The 17,263-nt window shown below is 48.5% G+C and carries 15 protein-coding genes; 8 read left to right on the top strand and 7 right to left on the bottom strand.

Annotation, left to right across the window (positions count from 1 at the left end; translation table 11 throughout):
• Positions 1-43: 43 nt before the first annotated feature.
• The 3 genes from J9880_RS24740 to J9880_RS24730 all read right to left on the bottom strand — a co-directional run bounded on the left by J9880_RS24740 (position 44) and on the right by J9880_RS24730 (position 4,899).
• Positions 44-1,417, bottom strand: a complete 1,374-nt coding sequence (locus J9880_RS24740; protein WP_232771005.1) for a hypothetical protein — start codon at positions 1,415-1,417, stop codon at positions 44-46.
• Between the two features lie 142 nt (positions 1,418-1,559).
• Positions 1,560-3,803, bottom strand: coding sequence for a KAP family P-loop NTPase fold protein (locus J9880_RS24735; protein WP_232771004.1), 2,244 nt, complete (start codon positions 3,801-3,803; stop codon positions 1,560-1,562).
• Position 3,804: 1 nt separating this feature from the next.
• Positions 3,805-4,899 (bottom strand): transcriptional regulator, encoded by a 1,095-nt coding sequence (locus J9880_RS24730; RefSeq protein WP_232771003.1) that lies wholly within the window; start codon positions 4,897-4,899, stop codon positions 3,805-3,807.
• Between the two features lie 471 nt (positions 4,900-5,370).
• On the opposite strand from J9880_RS24730, the gene J9880_RS24725 reads away from it, so the two are divergent.
• The 4 genes from J9880_RS24725 (at position 5,371) to J9880_RS24710 (ending at position 7,626) form a co-directional block, all read left to right on the top strand.
• Positions 5,371-5,655 carry a hypothetical protein gene (locus J9880_RS24725; RefSeq protein WP_232771002.1) on the top strand — a complete coding sequence of 95 codons (285 nt, stop codon included), beginning with the start codon at positions 5,371-5,373 and terminating at the stop codon, positions 5,653-5,655.
• Positions 5,656-5,744: 89 nt separating this feature from the next.
• The gene (locus J9880_RS24720; RefSeq protein WP_232771001.1) at positions 5,745-6,113 is read left to right on the top strand and encodes a hypothetical protein; all 369 of its coding nucleotides are present in this window, start codon (positions 5,745-5,747) and stop codon (positions 6,111-6,113) included.
• 268 nt (positions 6,114-6,381) lie between these two features.
• Entirely contained in the window at positions 6,382-7,113 is a 732-nt protein-coding gene (locus J9880_RS24715; protein WP_232771016.1) for a tyrosine-type recombinase/integrase, read from the top strand.
• 117 nt (positions 7,114-7,230) lie between these two features.
• A complete protein-coding gene (locus tag J9880_RS24710; protein WP_232771000.1) occupies positions 7,231-7,626 on the top strand; it encodes a hypothetical protein in 396 nt (131 codons plus the stop codon).
• Between the two features lie 102 nt (positions 7,627-7,728).
• On the opposite strand, the gene J9880_RS24705 is transcribed toward J9880_RS24710, so the two are convergent.
• Both J9880_RS24705 and J9880_RS24700 read right to left on the bottom strand, forming a co-directional pair.
• Positions 7,729-8,559 carry a hypothetical protein gene (locus J9880_RS24705; protein ID WP_232770999.1) on the bottom strand — a complete coding sequence of 277 codons (831 nt, stop codon included), beginning with the start codon at positions 8,557-8,559 and terminating at the stop codon, positions 7,729-7,731.
• 285 nt (positions 8,560-8,844) lie between these two features.
• The gene (locus J9880_RS24700; RefSeq protein WP_232770998.1) at positions 8,845-10,206 is read right to left on the bottom strand and encodes an IS4 family transposase; all 1,362 of its coding nucleotides are present in this window, start codon (positions 10,204-10,206) and stop codon (positions 8,845-8,847) included.
• A gap of 636 nt (positions 10,207-10,842) precedes the next feature.
• On the opposite strand from J9880_RS24700, the gene J9880_RS24695 reads away from it, so the two are divergent.
• Both J9880_RS24695 and J9880_RS24690 read left to right on the top strand, forming a co-directional pair.
• Positions 10,843-11,619 (top strand): winged helix-turn-helix domain-containing protein, encoded by a 777-nt coding sequence (locus tag J9880_RS24695; RefSeq protein ID WP_232770997.1) that lies wholly within the window; start codon positions 10,843-10,845, stop codon positions 11,617-11,619.
• Positions 11,616-12,119: a FidL-like protein gene (locus tag J9880_RS24690; RefSeq protein ID WP_232770996.1), complete on the top strand. Its 504-nt coding sequence runs from the start codon at positions 11,616-11,618 to the stop codon at positions 12,117-12,119. Before J9880_RS24695 ends, J9880_RS24690 begins: the two co-directional genes overlap by 4 nt.
• Positions 12,120-12,175: 56 nt before the next feature.
• On the opposite strand, the gene J9880_RS24685 is transcribed toward J9880_RS24690, so the two are convergent.
• Positions 12,176-12,826 (bottom strand): helix-turn-helix domain-containing protein, encoded by a 651-nt coding sequence (locus tag J9880_RS24685; RefSeq protein WP_232770995.1) that lies wholly within the window; start codon positions 12,824-12,826, stop codon positions 12,176-12,178.
• A 19-nt stretch (positions 12,827-12,845) separates the two neighbouring features.
• A complete protein-coding gene (locus tag J9880_RS24680) occupies positions 12,846-13,526 on the bottom strand; it encodes a response regulator transcription factor (RefSeq protein WP_232770994.1) in 681 nt (226 codons plus the stop codon).
• A gap of 596 nt (positions 13,527-14,122) precedes the next feature.
• On the opposite strand from J9880_RS24680, the gene J9880_RS24675 reads away from it, so the two are divergent.
• Together J9880_RS24675 and J9880_RS24670 are read left to right on the top strand one after the other, a co-directional pair.
• On the top strand, positions 14,123-15,655 hold the full coding sequence (locus tag J9880_RS24675; protein ID WP_232770993.1) for an EAL domain-containing protein: 1,533 nt from the start codon (positions 14,123-14,125) through the stop codon (positions 15,653-15,655).
• A 1,011-nt stretch (positions 15,656-16,666) separates the two neighbouring features.
• Positions 16,667-17,185 (top strand): fimbrial protein, encoded by a 519-nt coding sequence (locus J9880_RS24670; RefSeq protein WP_232770992.1) that lies wholly within the window; start codon positions 16,667-16,669, stop codon positions 17,183-17,185.
• Positions 17,186-17,263 lie beyond the last annotated feature (78 nt).

Genomic DNA, 17,263 nt, shown 5'->3' with positions numbered 1-17,263 from the left:
GCCCCATCCAGAGCGTGTTTAACGCTTGATACCCGCTGAGTGTTTACTTTTTAAGACGACGAAGATCACCAGTTCGTAAAAGAAACCAGGACGGATGCCGAGTCGTCTCCTGGTAATTGCGGTATGCTCCAACCGTTGCCTGCAGGACATTTAATGCTCCAGCGGCAAGCGAAGTGATTACCGGTGCGCCAATATATCCTAGTACCGCTGGGGCCGCCAAGAGCACTACATCCTGTAAGCTCCGCCTTTTCCAGCCGTGCAATTTTTCGCGTAAATCTTCCAGCCCCTCATCCGCAATACGCTCCTGAAAGCGCAACTGAAGCAGGTGAATTTCATTCGGATTAGCGGCCCGTTCCATCTCGAGTGCACAGTCGCGGAGGGCACGTCGGAATGCCGTGGCGCTCGGCTCATAATCCGTACGGATCCGGAAGAGCTCCTCAGGTGACAGATCTGGCAAAAATGGGAGTTCAATTTCCAACATTCTGCGCGAAATCCCTCCCGGCGCGCCCAGTTTTTCCAGTACTTTCCCCTGAAACGGACATCGGGTCGCCAGAGACGCGCCTGAACGGTCCGCTTGACTGAGATCGGTCAGAAGGCTGGTGTAGTGGAAATACAGGCTGCGGTTCGTCGCACCCTGAACCCAGTGCTCATAATGCCTGCGGCTTTGGAGCTTACCGCGTGTAATTTCCACTGTAATGGACCCGTCCGTATTTTCTTTTATTGGTCGCATATTCTGGAACATATGACCATTTGTGAAAGGGCTCAAACACCCCTTCAGTTCCAGTAATATTTCTCCAGGAAGAGTGCTATCCGGAACAAAACGCATGTGGCCTTCGTTGCTCACCCGTTCCACACCCCTGACCTTCAGGCTGCGTTCATAGTACTCAGCAATGGCCGGAGGCATCACACTACGGAGAAAGCTGTGGCCGGCATTTTCCTCGGTAATCCCAAGCTTGCGCTGCTGCTCCTGCCGGACTGAATCACTGGGCGTAAAAACGATAAAACCGGCCTGAATGAGCGTGAAGTGTTCCCTGACAAAGCGAACGAATTGTGCTATCTCGCGACGAACGTTCTGCAAATTCTCTGTATCACTGTTTTGCACCAAAAGGTCAACCGCAGCAGCCATGCCCGTGGTGCAAAGCCGCAAAGCAGCCTCTTCGAGCGCATCAGGCACAATAATTCTTTCAGCTGACAATAACCCAGCCCGATAAACCGCGAGTTGATCGAAGTGAGTCATCCATAAACTGAGTGGTGATCGCATGAGCTGATGCTCCTCACTGCGATACACGCTAACAGTCTGGAGGTAGTCCTGCAGTGCCGATAAAAGCGTCTCTTCGCTAAGAGGCGCGTAGTTAGCGTCTACAAGATTTTTATCCCACAGGATGTTTTCTGTCAGGGCTGGCAGGTTGTTATACATTTAAACTCCCATTTATATCCTGACTTTCCCCATCTGTTGGTTGCCACGATTTTAGCAAATCGTTAGCCTCTTCAGACAAGCGAAGGCCTGTAAAACGTGCCTGCCACCGGCTGGTAATAAAAAAACCATCCGGCCAAGGGCATTAAAATCGAGCGTGCGCCTGGGAAGCCCTGATTTCCGCTATGACTTCTAGATATTGCCCCCCAGCCTCTATGCGAGCAAGCCGTTGTTCAATTACCTCCTCGTCGCCGAGAAATTCACCCAACCGGGTGAGGTTCAAGCTCAGATAATGACCTTTCGCACTGCTGACGCCACGCCCTCTTAAGCGCATGAGCAACTGCAACAGTCCTTCATCACTTTGGCTAACCTTTTTTACCCACGCAGCGATGTTGTGCGGCCCACCATCGATATCTCTCCAGGCAAAAATGTATGATAGAAGGTTGCTGGTGTTAAGGAGGGAGTCTTTGATCTCATCCTGGCCCAGTCGTTTCGCCAGGAGCGAGCACACGGCTGAAAGCTCTTCATCAGACAGCACGCGTTTATGGGTTATTTCTGATTCGTTACCGGCCAACCCATTTTGCCACTGAAGGTGTTGTACATACCCTGCGATCCATGACCAGGCGGTTCCCTCGACACAGATATCCTGAAGGAAGGTGATTGTGGTTGCCCTGTTTACCTGACACATTCTTTGTATTAACCGGTCGACAACGCCGTCCATATCGAGGTCATACGCCGCAAACCAAACGTTTAGCTGCTGATAGCGCTGTATCACCGTATCGCCGTAATCAAAGAAAAACTTGGCCAACCCTTCGCAGGCCGCCGCACTTTGCGTGGCCACCATCGGTGGAGAAAGCTGGCTGAGAATGTGCTCAAACCAGGTGCGGGATGACACATTGTTGCTGTCGATTTTCCCCAGTAACAGTTCCGCTATCGCCGCCTGCTGTGCCGGGTCCGCCGCCTGGAGGAACAGGTCATCAAAGAACGCCGGGGGCAGCACATTCTGCGGGGAGGAGAAAGCGAAGTAGTACCGCCAGTAGGCACCGCTGGCAAGGCGCTTATGCGCCGTCATCTCGGCACGCTCCTCATCTCTCGCCTGGGAAAAGAGGGTAATATTTTCGTTGTTATAGCCCGAAATTCCCGGCACCCAGTCACTGAGATAGAAGGCCCTGCGTGCCATAGAAGGAGGAAAATGAGCCAGATGAGCAATCAGTGCGTCTTTTAGCGCCGCTTGTTCTTCCTCACTGACGCTGCCATCGCCTGATTCCACGACGGCACGCTCCGTCAGGTATTGCTCTATCCAGTCATACAGGCCGGCGTTACTGATACGAATAAGCTGCAGCAGGCATAAATCGGGCAGGTAGACGTAATCACGCACCCCGCCGTAGCGGAATTTCAGTATATTCAGAACCAGTTTCACCTCTCGCGGCGTGGACAACGCGCCGCCGTAGACATCCGTCACGCGCGTAAGGTCGCCCAGCAAGTCCTGTTCGGCACCGTGACCATTAACGTCCTGATAGAGGTTAGTCACGCCGCTGATGAATTCCCGCCGCAGGCTGAAGGCCTCCGGGCGGGGCAGGTTGAATGAAATCTGCACGATTTTTTGCAGGTAAGCGGCGCCGTCCGTCACCCCCAGACCGGTCTGAATGGCATGGGCTAGCACGGTTTTATCGTAAGACAGGATGTAGCGAAAACGGGGGAAATCTGCCACGGATTTGACCAGACGCACGATTTCCACGGCCTGCGCGGGTTCCAGACGATCCAGGTCGTCCATTACGACGATAAAACTCAGATCCAGCGCGGTAATTTTATCGCCAATCTCGGCACGCAGTTCGGCGGTCGTTTTTCTTTGGGTCAGAAGCTCAGCGTCTGAATAGGCATTCAGCGCCCCGCTGGCGTTGAGCAGACCGGGGATGAGGGCGGCAAATTCGGCTACCGGAGCCAGACGGCGGGCGGTCGACTGGCTGTAACGCACCACGGTGGACGCCGTGTCTGTCAGCATTTTTTTTCGCTTCAACCGCCTGAGCGCTGAAGCGGGCATCAGCCTCTTTTCTTCCTCAGCAATAATGGCCGCGACCGGCAACAGCAGGGATTCAACCGGGCTCATACTCCCACCATCGAGCCAGGGTGACACGGACAGCACGAAGGTTCGATCGTGCAGCCCGTCCTCGAGGGCGAGACGCAATAGATTGAGCAGGCTGGTTTTACCTGAGCCCCAGGCGCCCTCAAGTCCGATCACGGCGCTACCGTCCCGGCCAAGTTCCCCGATGGCGAGAGCCAGTTGTCTGGCTACGTGGGTAAACCCATACCGGTCCTCGGCGGGAAGATGCACGGCGGCATCGAGGCCAGCGCTGAGGCGTTCACCGTCTCCTGTCTGCTGATCCGTCATGTTATAAATCTCCGTACAACGTGCGTAAAGCCTCCACGGCGTTGGCCAGAACTCCCGTCTCCACCCGCTCCGTCAGCTCCCTGACCAGTTCGCCGAACGCCTCGGCCGGCACAAACACCCGCAGTGCATCAAATCCCAGGATCGCATCCTGGTGCGCGGTCCCCGGCAGGCCCAGGGTGATATGGGTACCCTCACTGAAACGGCGCACCGCCTCCGGCGTGGTGCGACAGACGTTCAGCAGGCGGCAGAGCTCCGCAAACTGCGCCCAGCCGAACGGCATGACAAAGTGGCTGCCGGTCAGAACCAGAAACAGGCGCGGCGTCTCGTCGCCAACGGCGGCGGGCAGATCACCGCGTTGCCCCTCAACCCGGATGTCGAAGCGCAGGTCGCCGGCGGTGAAGGTTTCGCTCATTTCACGGACCGACGGGCGCACCTCCCGGATAAAGGTGCGGCGTTGTTCAAAGGTCCACTGCCGGGTGCGCATCAGCAGCGGGAAGATTTGCCTCAGGCGCGCCGGGGTGAAGACGCGGGCCAGCACGTCGTCAGGATAATCATTCAATGAAAAGCAGCCTGACGCCAGCGGCCGCAGCAGATACTCCGCATAGCCCGGATCGACGGCGCGGCTCATTTCGCGCATAAAACGCGCGGCCTCTTCCTGCCAGTTCTCGGTCGCAAACTCAAAGGTGCGCTTAATGTAGTGCCCGTCCACCGGGAGCCCTTGTTCGGCCTGCCAGACCAGCAGCTCAAAGCTGATGTTCAGCAGCGTTTCCAGCACGGGCCAGCGGACAAATTCCTTTGCGCCGGCGTCGCGGTAGGCCTGGTGGGCCAGCTCCGTCATAAAGCGCAGTTCGGCGCGGCGCAGGGCCTGGCGGCCGAAGGTTTCGCCGAGGACAACTTTGCGGTACAGCTGCTGCACCGCCTCGTCCGGCCGGGTGGTCAGCTGCAGCCAGTCGTCATCCGGCGCGCTGGTTTGCAGGGAGACGTCGAGAAAGCGCTCGGCCAGGGCGTTGACTGAGGTCTTTTCCGTGACAGCACGGTTTTTCAGCGATTCGATGAGTTTTTTTGGAAAGCGAAGCGTTAACTGGCTGAGCATCATTTTCTTCCTGTCATGGGCGTGACTAATCGGGTTTCAACAGAATTAAACGCCTACACAATAATCGGTGTCAATTATTAAATTGAATCTATACCTTTAAATGACATGATGTCATTTAAATGAAGGTGTACCTCATTCCTGTCATTTTTTCTGGAGAGATCCGATTTATGGCAGAAGCGGATCTGGCCTGTAAATCGGTTATTTTTGGAACACACATCGGTAATATGTTATACTTAACAGATGGTTATAATACTATACGCTGCGTATGCCCCGGCCTTCATCCTCCGTCTTCTCTGCAGATTCTTCCGGAACGGCTTCTGAAAATTTCCTATACTGCAAAAGTCGGATCAGAATTTTGATGAGATCGGCAATTGCGAAAGGTAACTGTATGCTGACTATCTTTCACATAAGGAATTAATGGATTAATTGCTACTGATTGAAAATATAAGCAACCTATTTATAAGGAAATAAATAATGAATAAAGAAATATGTCTCGCAGAACTTTTTGCCATTCTCCAGGCGTTAGGCCATCACCAATTTTGGATGAACGAATACAATCATCTCAGTGCTCCTCTTTACTGTGAGATCTGTTCCTGGGACCAAAGGGTTATTGCCTGGTGGGATGAGCAAGGAAGTAGCTGGATTTTGACCGAGGAAGTTCTCGCCATTGTCAGTAATCCGGGGGGGGTGAAACTGCAGGCCGGTGCGCCGCTTTCAAGAGAGGAATGTTTTCACCTTTCACTGCTAGTGACTATCTGATGTCCGCCGTTGTGTGATGCAGAGGGCAGCCCCTCAGCACATTCATGTCTGCTTCGCGGCAGGCCATTTTTAATTGAGAGGCAGCTAATATGGCAGACTGGGTTACGGGCGTTATTGCCGGCGTGTCGGGCATCGCCGGCGGCGCGGCCACGCAGTGGTTTACGCTGATCAAAGAGTCCCGCGTTGGCAAGAAAGCCCGTTTTCGTGACGTGCAGTACATCGGCGTCCATCTTATCCTGCGCCTGACAGAATTCAGCGACCATTGTCAGAGAATCAGTGAGGATGAGGGGGAGGAGTACTTTGACTCACGCAATGGGCAAACGAGCACGGTTGTTTCCGTTTCGTTCGAGCCGCTCATTCTGGACGATATCCAGGGGAAATGGGATGTTTTGCCGGCCGAACTGCTGTTCCGTATCCGCGACCTTGGTGCATGGGAAGATCCAGGCGCTTCTCAGTGAGTTTTATCAATTTCATTTTGATCCACCGGACCATGCTGAATATTTTGAATACCGGCAAGCAGTCTTTCGAAAGCAGACGCGGCGCGTTGAGGCGATGATTGAGCAATTGCGCCTGCTGTGCCAACTGCCGAAATACCATGACATCAATGATTAACCGGAGACCATCGTGCCTGGGTCCGGAGTCCCCAAGAGTGAGGCTATCCCTATGACCGAACCTACTCAGTTTCCCGTTCTGCAGGGGCAGTTTCAGACGGTAACCGCTGTGCCTATGCCGGCGACGATTGATTACCCGGCCGCGTTGTCCTTGCGCCGCATGGCCCAGGCGCACGGCGACATGCCGGAGTACCTGCTGGCCGTGGAGGTGGGCGCACTGCTGCATTATCTGCCGGATCTGTACCAGCAGACCTGTATCGATACGTTGTGGAACACCGGCGCGCGCATTAACGAGGGGCTGGCCCTGACGCGGGCGGATTTTACCCTCACGCCGCCGTATCCCTATGTATCGCTGGCCACCCTGAAGCAGCGGCAGGAAAAGGCCGCGCGCGGACCGGGCGCGCCGTCGAAAAAGATCGTGCCACACCGGCTGGTCCCGCTGTCCGATAACCAGTATCTCAACCGGCTCAACAGCATGATTGCCACGCTGCGCATTCCGCTCGAGCGCAAAAACAAGCGCACTGGCCGCATGGAGGCTGCGCGCATCTGGGAGGTGACCGACCGTACGGTGCGCACCTGGCTGAACGACGCGGTGTCCCGGGCCGCCGCTGACGGCGTCACCTTCTCCGTAACGGTCACGCCGCACACGCTGCGGCACAGCTACGCCATGCACATGCTGTACTCCGGGGTGCCGCTGAAGGTGCTGCAGGGGCTGATGGGGCACAAAAGCATGAAGTCGACCGAGGTCTATACGCGGATATTTGCGCTGGACGTGGCGGCACGTCATCGGGTGCAGTTCTCCATGTCGGGAACGGACGCCGTGGCCATGCTCAGGCAGGTGCCTTAAAAAGTATGCGCTTTGACTGCGCGACGAATATACGGGGTACAGCCCTTTTTATTCTACCAGGCTGCAGATCTGCAATTCATAAAGAGAGTCCCCTTATTTATGAAGGTCGTGTCCGGTATGTATAACGCAGCGCCCGGTTCTTATGCATCGCCTGATTCCGTATTTGCCTACAAAGGGCTGACGGGTTCAAATAGGTTGACTGGTTACTACAAGGAAGGTGTCAGCGGAAGCGCCGTTTTCCTGCGTAGCAATAACTGTTTAGCAGGAATTGTCAGTAAGAAAGACAGATCATCTGATGCGATCTCAGACGTATACAAAACAGATTTTGTCATCGTTGATATGATCAAAAAGTTTCTCCATGACAATAGGATAATAATTTTAGGTGGGGGCGTTCCGCTGTCAGTCATGCGGGCCCGGATTCATCGGGCAGAGAATTTGCTTGTAACCTTGCCGCAGGTCGCGCACAACAAAGAGAGAAGCTTATGCTTCCCTCTTGCATTTAATTCGTACTAACTAATGGTTTCTTGATTAGCGCTAAAGAAAGGACCTGGCACCAATTTTCTTTCTCCCCCGTTATATTCATTTTAAGCCCCGTAATAAGCGGGACAATTTTAATTAGAAATCGCCGTGTAAACCTACAGAACCTCCAATCTGTGCTGCATCAACTGATGTCTGAAGAGTTAAGGCGTGGTGAGTTCCGATCTGATATTGAAGGCCACCAGCTAGTGCTGTTTCGTTGCTGTATTGTCCCACAGACACAGCATAACCGTTATGGTTACCATTATAGTGGAGGTTCCCAACCGCCTGTGATGTTGCGCCGAGACGCTTCAGATCGCGCTTATTCTCGCTAATCTGTTTCTGAAGGCCTTTTGAAACATGATCAGTATAACCTTTTGATGATTGCATTGCTGATACGAGAGAGTCGACAGACGCAGGCTGGGTGTGGTTAGTTGTTGTTATTACTGATTTTGTTGTTATTTTAGTAGAAACGCCACTGCCTCCAAGTGATGCCATCCCGCCGCCGATGTCACCCCCGCGGTGAGTTTCGCCCTGGCCTCCAAGTGATGCGATCCCGTCGCTGATGTCACCTCCGCGGTGAGTTTCGCCCTGGCCTCCAAGTGATGCGATCCCGTCGCTGATGTCACCCCCGCGGTGAGTTTCGCCCTGGCCTCCAAGTGATGCGACCCCGTCGCTGATGTCACCCCCGCGGTGAGTTTCGCCCTGACTGCCAAGTGATGCGATCCCGCTTGTATTTTTTTCGCCGCTGAACTGTACCGATTCAGCATTTGCATTTATTACAATAGAAGACAAAACCAATAAAGAAATAATCGAAAGCTTCATATTTTTCCTTAAAAAACGCATTGGTAAAATTAAATAATAAGTATTTTTCAAATAACCAAGCAGATAGACGGGTAAATAATACTCACCACAACCTTGGATAATCAAAAGAGGCTCAAATGTGTTTGCCCGGCATGAAAATCTTTACGACTATAATGCGTATAGGATTCACAACTTTATAGACACACTGATAACCTCCATGGACAACAATACTGGCACATTTAATTAATATTAAAACCAACTTATTTAGGTCAAAAGACATTCACATTAAACTTAATAAGAAAACTGTTGGAATAGAGATTTAACTCTAAATACTTACTAATGAATCACTCATTAACAGAATTAAATTCTATAATTTGCAAATATACCCCCTCCAAAAGATCTGTCTCTTGATCAGATCTCCTGATCAAGAGACTTCGCAAGTTTGTAGCCTTCAACGATATCCTGCAGTTTGAACCAACCTTCCCACATTACTATCCAACCCGCGCGACCCGTACGTTTGCTGTCATACCAATGGCCCATTTTCGCCAGCGCCAGATAGGCCCATTTCAGGTTCGGCGCTTTTTTCGGCAGCGTTTTTCCTTCCTGTTTGACCCACAGCAACTTCCACTCTATTGGGCTCAGTACCTGCTCACAGGACTCATTCAGCGTTTCTTCACTCAGGCCACCTTGCCTTAACGCCAGCACGCGTACCGCGATGAACGCAAGGATCACCATCATTCGCTCCAGATTATCCCGCGTTTGCATGCGCAGTGTTTCAACCTGCGTGCCGCCACTTTTCCATGCTTTATGGTATTCCTCGATCAGCCAGCGGCGTTCGTAATAGCTGATGATCTGCCGCGCCTGTGCTGCATTTTCTACCTGTTCTGACGTCAGTAAGTGCCAGCAGGCACCGCCTTCCACGTCTTCGCGACAGCAGATATAGGTCACGGGCAATAAGGTTCCTGACCCGTTTGGATGTTTGATTTGGACCGTACTGTAACTGACGAACATCTGTGCCTGCCGCGCGGCCCGTCCGCCTTTTTGCACCACATTCAGCGTGTGGCTGCCTGCTTCTGTCAGGGTATCAGGCAAGTCGAAGAGTTTATTTTCATCCCCTTCGAGCCGGCGATTTTGCGCCGCCCGGACGACGAACCGCTGGCCGTGGCTGATTTTATAATCGAGGTAATGCCAGATATCGGCTTCACGATCGCAGACTGAGATAACGCGCGCCTGCGTATCGCCGAGGCGCTGTGCCATCAGTTCAGAAGCCTGTTGCCATTTAAAGCTTTCCTTCTCTTCGTAAGGTCGCTGTTTTCTAAGATGTTTCATTCCGTAATCGGCGGTGTCACGGGTCCAGCGTTGCTGTGCGATCAGCCCGACCATACGGGCGGTGTCAGGCGCATATAGCAGAACGGAGTGCGCGAGCAGGCCATGCGTTTTTTGCTGAGTTGAGGTATTTCCGAGGTCTTCGTACGCGCTGGTGTGGCTGAAGTTGATCGTCGTTGTATCTTCCAGGGCAAGAAGAAGCGGACAGGCCTGAGCGGCTTTTGCCGTTGCGATGAATCCGGCGTCAGCAATGGCGTCAGGTGTGATATTAGGGTTACGCAGAAGGCGATATGCTCCTTCCACTTCAGCAGGAGAATGGGATGATTTCACGATAGAAAGTCCGGCATGTTGAGCCACAGTGACGAGACGGCGGGTACGGCGTAAATCGCCAAGCGCAGCAAGCCCGAAAATCCCTTTAGCCCATGAATAACAATCAGATAGCACCATACTAAAAACCCAGAAAGGAGAATATAAAGAGGATCACTGGAGACGAAAAAAGTTCAAAAAAATCCCCGGCATTCATGCAGGGGATTTGTGTATAAGAGACAGCCCAAAGATTGGGGTAGACCTAGGATAGTCCCCAGAGATTATCGAAAAAATCGATATTTTATTGATTTCCAGTGAGGTGCTTTTATTGGTAGCAATAACTCTCTATCAGGCTAACTGTTTTTTAAATCGTTACTGCACCAACAGCTAACTTTTCAGTTTTCAGTTAAATTTAAATGCTCTTCTTTGTAATTCACATCAGATCATTTTTGCGAAATTACAGGACATTTCACATTAAAAGAGATGGTAAAATCACGGATAAATCGAATGTTTTCGCGAAAAACCTGATGTTTACTGAAGGTTGAGAATATCTTTGCCTGGCACTGGCATGCGATGCACTTTTACCGAGGTGTCTCTGTACGCCAAAACAAGCGATTAGGATCGACGTTTTCAACTAACAATCAGTTGAGATTTTAGGGTGTTGCACTATTCTGAACAAACGTGCTGTTTCGGTGGAGTAACATTTTTTGAACATAAAAAACCACGAACTCATCGTCATAACATTGTACATAACAATCAAAAATTGAGCAGGATAAAATGAAGTATCTTATTGATAAGACAATCTCGTTTAACACTGACGACGGGGTGTTAACTCAGGTGGACACAGATAATGCGGAAATCGTAAATTTGTCCATCCCCGCCGCGCGATTGTTAGACGAATTCGCTCGCTCCGGCGGGCGGGAGCTCACACGGGAATATTTGATGGAGAACGTATGGGAAATCCACGGGTTGCAGGCAACTGACGGTAATCTGAGGCAGTACATCAGTATCCTTCGCAGGAACCTGGCCTTACTGGGGTGCCCAGAGTTTATCGTAACTATCCCAAAAGTTGGTTTTAAAGCGAACCCGGACATTCCTGTTGTCATGCTAAACCCAGAACAATCTGTCGCAAAAACTTCCACATTTGAGGGTGGGGCCACGTTGTCACCACCACGAGCGAACAAAGGGTTTGTTTGGTGGTGTTCGATTCTGTTCATGCTTTTCCTGTTCGTGGGCCTCTCTGCTTTTTTGCTCCACAATCGACTGGCCACCGTCGTTCTTCCAGGTCATTACGTGTCAGATAATGGCTGTGATATTACCTACGTGAAAGATATACCTGACGCGACGCGTAAGGATAATGTTGCACTGATAACAGACATCCTGAAAAGAAATGACCTTCAATGCTCAAAAGATAACATGGTGATATTCGATAAAGAGATCTCCCCAGCATCGGATAACAACTCGCGGATCATGCTGTCATTTTGTTATACCGGAAAAGATAAGGAAGTCATCTCCTGCGAAAACTTTTATGAATATAAAAAGGTGGAAAAATGAATCGCCGGGTTAGAAAAACCACCGCGTGGGCTGCTATCGCCGTTATATTGATGCTTATCGTCTTTTCATGGGTTCTAATTCCTCGGGCAACCAAAAGTGGGTTGCCGGCAATGAAGTGTAAGGTGTTTTCCAAAATTAGTATTGAGGCAGACGAAGGTGAGCTTGTGTTTTCTATTATCGAAAATATCCAATTCTATGGTCATGATAAAGGATTAATTGAATTCGAAGGTTATGTGAAAGCTGGAGATCAGCGCACCTATATTGAAAGAACCATCCATTTAAAAGACGGTAAAAAAGCCAGTAAGAATGCGTATGTATTCGCCATTGATCGCATAGAACATTCAAAACTTGATAACACATCCGATGACCGGTTCAATCAAATGTGGCTGGAACTTGCAGAAAACGATTCTGTCATAAACCTCGGATTGCAACCAATCCAGGACAATGTTTACATTGTCAGTAGTCCGTATGCTCCACAGTTTACGTGCGTAACTTATTAATCCACCACCCTGAGAACCTAAGAAACTGGCGGATTGAACGAACCGAATAGTGCAAACTAAAAAAGCCTGAAGTTAATATCACTAAAATAGCGGTTTCTCAAATCGAAGAGCTCGATGTCGTTTCTGGCACCGAGCTTTTTCATAGCACTGCGTTTATGTGCACTCACTGTTTTAATATCCTGACCGGAAAGGCGAGAGATTATACGAAAATCCATTCCGTTACACAGTTTTTCTAACACGTTTATCTCGTTTTGCGTCAGAGAGAAGCGTAGAGTTTCACGAATGGTTCGGAATTTATATATTTCTTCTGAGATTTTTGGGCTGATAACGCGTTCGCCTTTCATGGCCAGCGATGTATAAGCCTCCATAGCTACCACACTTTCCTGATTGGAAATCAAACTGACTTGTTGATATTTTGACAACGCATTGAGTTCATTGAGAAAATGATTACGACAGAATATCAAAATACGATAATCCGGGTTGAGGGTACAAACAGCCTTAACCTGACTCATTAAATGTTCAACGTCTTCGACTGGGCTAATAAAATCTAACCAAACAATGCCCACGGAGGCTCGAGCTTCATCATCGATAAAATCATCGAGAGAATGATAGGAGGACACTACGGTGGCCTGCAAATGATGCGAGAATGTTTCCATACCCAGCTCGAGCAGCGGGCTTTGCCCGATGAGAACGAGAGTACTGGTCATTGTTTTTACCCTCCAAGGTTTATTGATAACAAACGCTGTCAGGGAAAAGCCAGTTTCCCTCAATGTACATCTGGTAGTCGTTTTTAAAGCCAAACTTTTCCATGGCATTTTGCTTGTGCGTACTGACCGTTCTTACATCGCGGTACAGTATGGAGGAAATATCTGTCACTGTATGTCCTTCGAAGAGCTCTTCCAACACGTCCATTTCTTTTGGCGTCAGCCAATGCCGTACGCCCGCCGGCCTGGTCGACCTGGTGTTAACTAATGCTTCAATTGCAGGACTGAGATAGCATCTGCCAACACGCGCGGAGCTAATGCATTTTTCTAAAGCAATAGGCAAATCACCTTTACAGCAGATCGCCGATACACCTATTTTTATTAATCGTAACATTACATTAATATTCTGAAATGAGGTGCAGATAATAAGAGGGATACCAGGCCATGTGTTTTTTATACGTTGGATATGCCTGATCCCCTGAAGCACAGATTCATTTTTCCCGCAAATATCCATGAGGATATAATCAATTTTACCGTTAAATGTGAGAGGAGTAATCGCTTCTGAATTATCACACTCATGAATTTCCGCTGAAATTAATGAAGATTGCAGGATCCGCATTAAACCAAGACGGGTAAAAGGACATGCATCCATGATAATCGTTTTGTAAAAAGCGTCTGATTTATTTGATATAGTGTTTTTCACTTACAAACTGCCTTTGTCTAAGATGTGGCAATATTCTCTCATTCGCAACAATAGAGGGTAAAGAGAGAATACAACTGACGAAAGGATTCACACGGCAGGCGTTAAGACAGGTGCAACAATGAGACGAAAATTCTATTTTAACCAGTTGCGAAAGAATTTTTTGGATGAAAGTATGGAGAAATATCTTCTATTAGCATTTGCGTTCATATGGTTAATGCTCGCAGTGGCCGGCAAAACCAGAGAGAAGATCCCCGCTACTGTCAAGTTTTAGCCTTGATAAGGGTCAAATTCTTATATTTTTAAGCTGAGCTATCATAATCCACATTATATGCTTTCATTGGCTAAATGAGGAACTCCATCAAAAATAATTCAAAAATACAGGATTTTTCGCACTGCTATTTATCATATAATATTCCTGTGAAAAGTGAGAACCTTCACAAGCTTGCCTAATTTAGCTACCACCGGGTTAATTTTATTTCCTGGTGGTTTTTTTTCTCAGTTTTGTTTGTCTGTTTATCATTAAGGCGTTGCAGTTACTTTCTCGTTAGGCTTTATTACATTTACCAAAATTTTTCTCAAAGAGTGACGGTGTCGGAATGGTAAATGTCAGCGGAAATTTCATGATAAAAGGTACTGATACTTCGCGTTTTTTTCTGTCATCAGCATTTTTTATAATGGTGCTATTAGTTGGACTTACTGCCTTGTGGTACCAGTTTTCTACAACACAAGTGGGCGTGGCCCGTACAACCACTTTGCAGGCAGTTCGCCAGGTTGACGCACTTCTTGATGAAGCTTCACGCGCAGCAAATGGAGCAGCTGATAATCTTAAACTACCCTGCACACAGGCCGTCAGCGACGACCTTAATCATCAGGTTATCGTGCAAAAACATGTCCGGCTCATCACACTCATCTATCAAAATAATCAACTGTGTTCATCCTATTCTGATGTTCGTTATGCCGATATCGCGGGAAGAGAGACAGATGCTTATCAACTGATTTTGAAAAACGGAAATCATATTTCCCCTCGTGATCCACTTTTGGTTCTGATTTCGGCCTACCCGCAAGGGCGGGTCGCCTCCAGCCTGAGCGCTTCATATATTAGAGATATTCTTGATTTGCTTAGTACGCGCTGGTCGTTAAGCCTCAGAATTGGGCATAGTACGCTTACAACCGCTGGCGAAGTGATGCAGGAAGGGAGGGGGCGGACTAATCCTGTTATAGAAGAGTTTTCAAAGCATTATCCGTTTTCAGTAGGCTCTTCTTTCACCCGGGAGCTTCCAATTTCCTGGTTTGTGCATGAAAACTGGCTGGCCATTGTTTTATTGACACTGCTTGCAGGTTTGAGCGGACTGTTGGCATACAAATTTCTACTCAAGCCTAAGACAGCCGCCGACGAATTATCGTTAGCCATTAAAAATGGAAAAATTATTCCTTTTTATCAACCGGTTATTTTCACTAAAAACGGCTGTCTTGCTGGCGTTGAGGTACTTGCTCGCTGGCAGGTCTCCCCGGATAAACACATTTCCCCGGACAGGTTTATTCCCTTAGCTGAACAGACAGGACTTATTGTTCCAATGACGCGCCTTTTGATGCAAACCGTGGTGCAGGATCTGGCTCCGGTTCTCAACCGGCTGCCTAACCCTTTTCATATTGGAATTAATATCAGCGCGGCGCATGTAAATGAACAAGGTTTGCGGCAGGATTGTCAAAAATTTCTTAGTTCCCTGTCCAATGTTCAGCTGACATTGGAGATTACCGAAAGGGAGCCTTTTGCACTGACGCCTGAGTTTCGTGAAACACTCACGGATTTGCGGCAACTCGGTGTTAGTATTGCTCTGGATGATTTCGGAACCGGGTACTCCAACCTGGAATACCTGAACGAACTGCCCATCGACTTCATCAAGATAGACAAATCTTTTGTTGGCCGCATCACCCAAGCCCCTGATTCGGCAGTACTGGTGGAGTGCGTAATTGACATGGCCGAGAAATTGAAACTTGAAATCATTGCAGAAGGCGTTGAAACGGAGCTCCAATGGGATTACCTGGCAGATAAAGGGATAAGTTATCTGCAGGGTTATTATTTTTCCAAGCCACTTCCAGCATCCGATTTCATCGCAAAATACCTTTGAAACCCTCTATCCTTAGCCATCACACAATATTAAAATTCTCGTGGACTTGCGACAATTTCTAATGGTCGGTTTGATGGCACTCAATCTAATGTCGCACCATTCAGAAAATGGTTTATCACCAAAAACAGACACCCAAATCGATTACAAATTGGCATTACAGCATCCTTAACTCGCTTCCTATCATTTCATGCATATCTTCGCTCTCGAGAAAATCACCTGGCATGCTTTCTTTAAACTTTAGCAATTGAAAAATTACCATTTTTGAAGTCATTTATTGCATCCCTTTTTATCAAATATGCCGCACATCTCAAATCATGTATCGCCAGAAGACGGTAGAGAAAAAGATAAAAACGTCTGGTCATGGTACCAACCCAGTCATTACCAAGTCATAAGAAGCCCCGCCTCACCGGTTAGATTCATAGGTGCTTTCATTTTTCCGCTAAACACATGGAAGATATTCAAGTCACTAGATCGAAGTAAAGGTTAATATATCGGTCGCTGAATGCTATCCAGGCACGAATAAAACCTATTCACTGTCTTTTCTGTTAAAATATTGTTGCATTTGCGACTTTTTTATGTGAAATACAAAAATATCTCGAACATCCCGCTTCTCATACCCATGATGCAAACCCTCAAAAAACTGTCAATAACAGCATTACTAACTATAGAAAGTATAAAATCACACAGTAATTGGAATTTTATACTGAGTTGGCGTGAATGCTTACATTGAGTTGTGTGAATGCTTTTTCGAGCAAAAAAAGGAATTTTCTTTATTTTAGAAAGTTGTCAGAATTATCGGGTCAAGCAAAAACGCTGACAAACATCAGACAGTAGAAATTGAGAAATATACTTCTCAGGGAATATGGAATGAATTCATTCTCAACTGAATAATTCATCTTCATAGTTTTTACTGGCATGATTTTCAATATTGTAAGTAAAAAGTCTGAAGTGAACAAAAGAAATCATTTCACGGACAGGGAACTATTATTTATATATGCAAGGTTATATCAAATGAAAAAAGCAATTCTGGCAGTTCTGGTAGCAGGTTCAATGATGTCTGCAGTAGCGGCTCATGCAGCAGATGGTACTGTTCACTTTAATGGCAACATCGTTTCTGATGCTTGTACGATCGATGCTTCAGGGCAGAATTTGACTGTAAATATGGGCGACGTTGCAACGGCTGCATTCAGTGCGGTTGGTGATAAAGCTTCTCCAAGCAAATTCTCTATTAATGTTACTGACTGCCCAGATACGGTAAAACAAGTTTCCGTGAAATTTGATGGCACCGGTGATAGTGATAATACAGATCTTCTGAAACTGGACAGTGACCAGACTGCTAAAGGTGTGGCAATTGAGATTGCTAGTGACGCTGGTACAGCTATTCCTTTGCATAGTGCATCACCAGCTTACACCGTAGCTGATGATGGTTCTGCCACCCTGGACTTCGTTGGCCGCTATGTTTCTACCGCTGCAACTGTTGAAGCGGGTACTGCAAACGCCACTAGCCAGTTCACCATCAACTATCAGTAATTTTTTCCTCTTCTGGGTTTCCGTCTGTTAAAAGCCGAAGCCCAGAGGTCGCCCGGTTACTATGGCCGGGCGGTTTTA

The organism is Rahnella victoriana, from assembly GCF_021276285.1.
GTDB lineage: Bacteria > Pseudomonadota > Gammaproteobacteria > Enterobacterales > Enterobacteriaceae > Rahnella > Rahnella victoriana.
The sequence above is the reverse complement of the archived record's forward strand: the minus strand, read 5'-3'. Positions and strand labels throughout refer to the sequence as shown.

What these genes read in the sequence shown, in the direction of transcription:
- J9880_RS24675 (WP_232770993.1), top strand. Translation starts at nt 14,123, where the DNA reads ATGGTAAATGTCAGCGGAAATTTCATGATAAAAGGTACTGATACTTCG.
- J9880_RS24710 (WP_232771000.1), top strand. Translation starts at nt 7,231, where the DNA reads ATGTATAACGCAGCGCCCGGTTCTTATGCATCGCCTGATTCCGTATTT.
- J9880_RS24735 (WP_232771004.1), bottom strand. Translation starts at nt 3,803, where the DNA reads ATGACGGATCAGCAGACAGGAGACGGTGAACGCCTCAGCGCTGGCCTC.
- J9880_RS24715 (WP_232771016.1), top strand. Translation starts at nt 6,382, where the DNA reads ATGCCGGCGACGATTGATTACCCGGCCGCGTTGTCCTTGCGCCGCATG.
- J9880_RS24700 (WP_232770998.1), bottom strand. Translation starts at nt 10,206, where the DNA reads ATGGTGCTATCTGATTGTTATTCATGGGCTAAAGGGATTTTCGGGCTT.
- J9880_RS24695 (WP_232770997.1), top strand. Translation starts at nt 10,843, where the DNA reads ATGAAGTATCTTATTGATAAGACAATCTCGTTTAACACTGACGACGGG.
- J9880_RS24725 (WP_232771002.1), top strand. Translation starts at nt 5,371, where the DNA reads ATGAATAAAGAAATATGTCTCGCAGAACTTTTTGCCATTCTCCAGGCG.
- J9880_RS24720 (WP_232771001.1), top strand. Translation starts at nt 5,745, where the DNA reads ATGGCAGACTGGGTTACGGGCGTTATTGCCGGCGTGTCGGGCATCGCC.
- J9880_RS24740 (WP_232771005.1), bottom strand. Translation starts at nt 1,417, where the DNA reads ATGTATAACAACCTGCCAGCCCTGACAGAAAACATCCTGTGGGATAAA.
- J9880_RS24670 (WP_232770992.1), top strand. Translation starts at nt 16,667, where the DNA reads ATGAAAAAAGCAATTCTGGCAGTTCTGGTAGCAGGTTCAATGATGTCT.
- J9880_RS24730 (WP_232771003.1), bottom strand. Translation starts at nt 4,899, where the DNA reads ATGATGCTCAGCCAGTTAACGCTTCGCTTTCCAAAAAAACTCATCGAA.
- J9880_RS24685 (WP_232770995.1), bottom strand. Translation starts at nt 12,826, where the DNA reads ATGACCAGTACTCTCGTTCTCATCGGGCAAAGCCCGCTGCTCGAGCTG.
- J9880_RS24690 (WP_232770996.1), top strand. Translation starts at nt 11,616, where the DNA reads ATGAATCGCCGGGTTAGAAAAACCACCGCGTGGGCTGCTATCGCCGTT.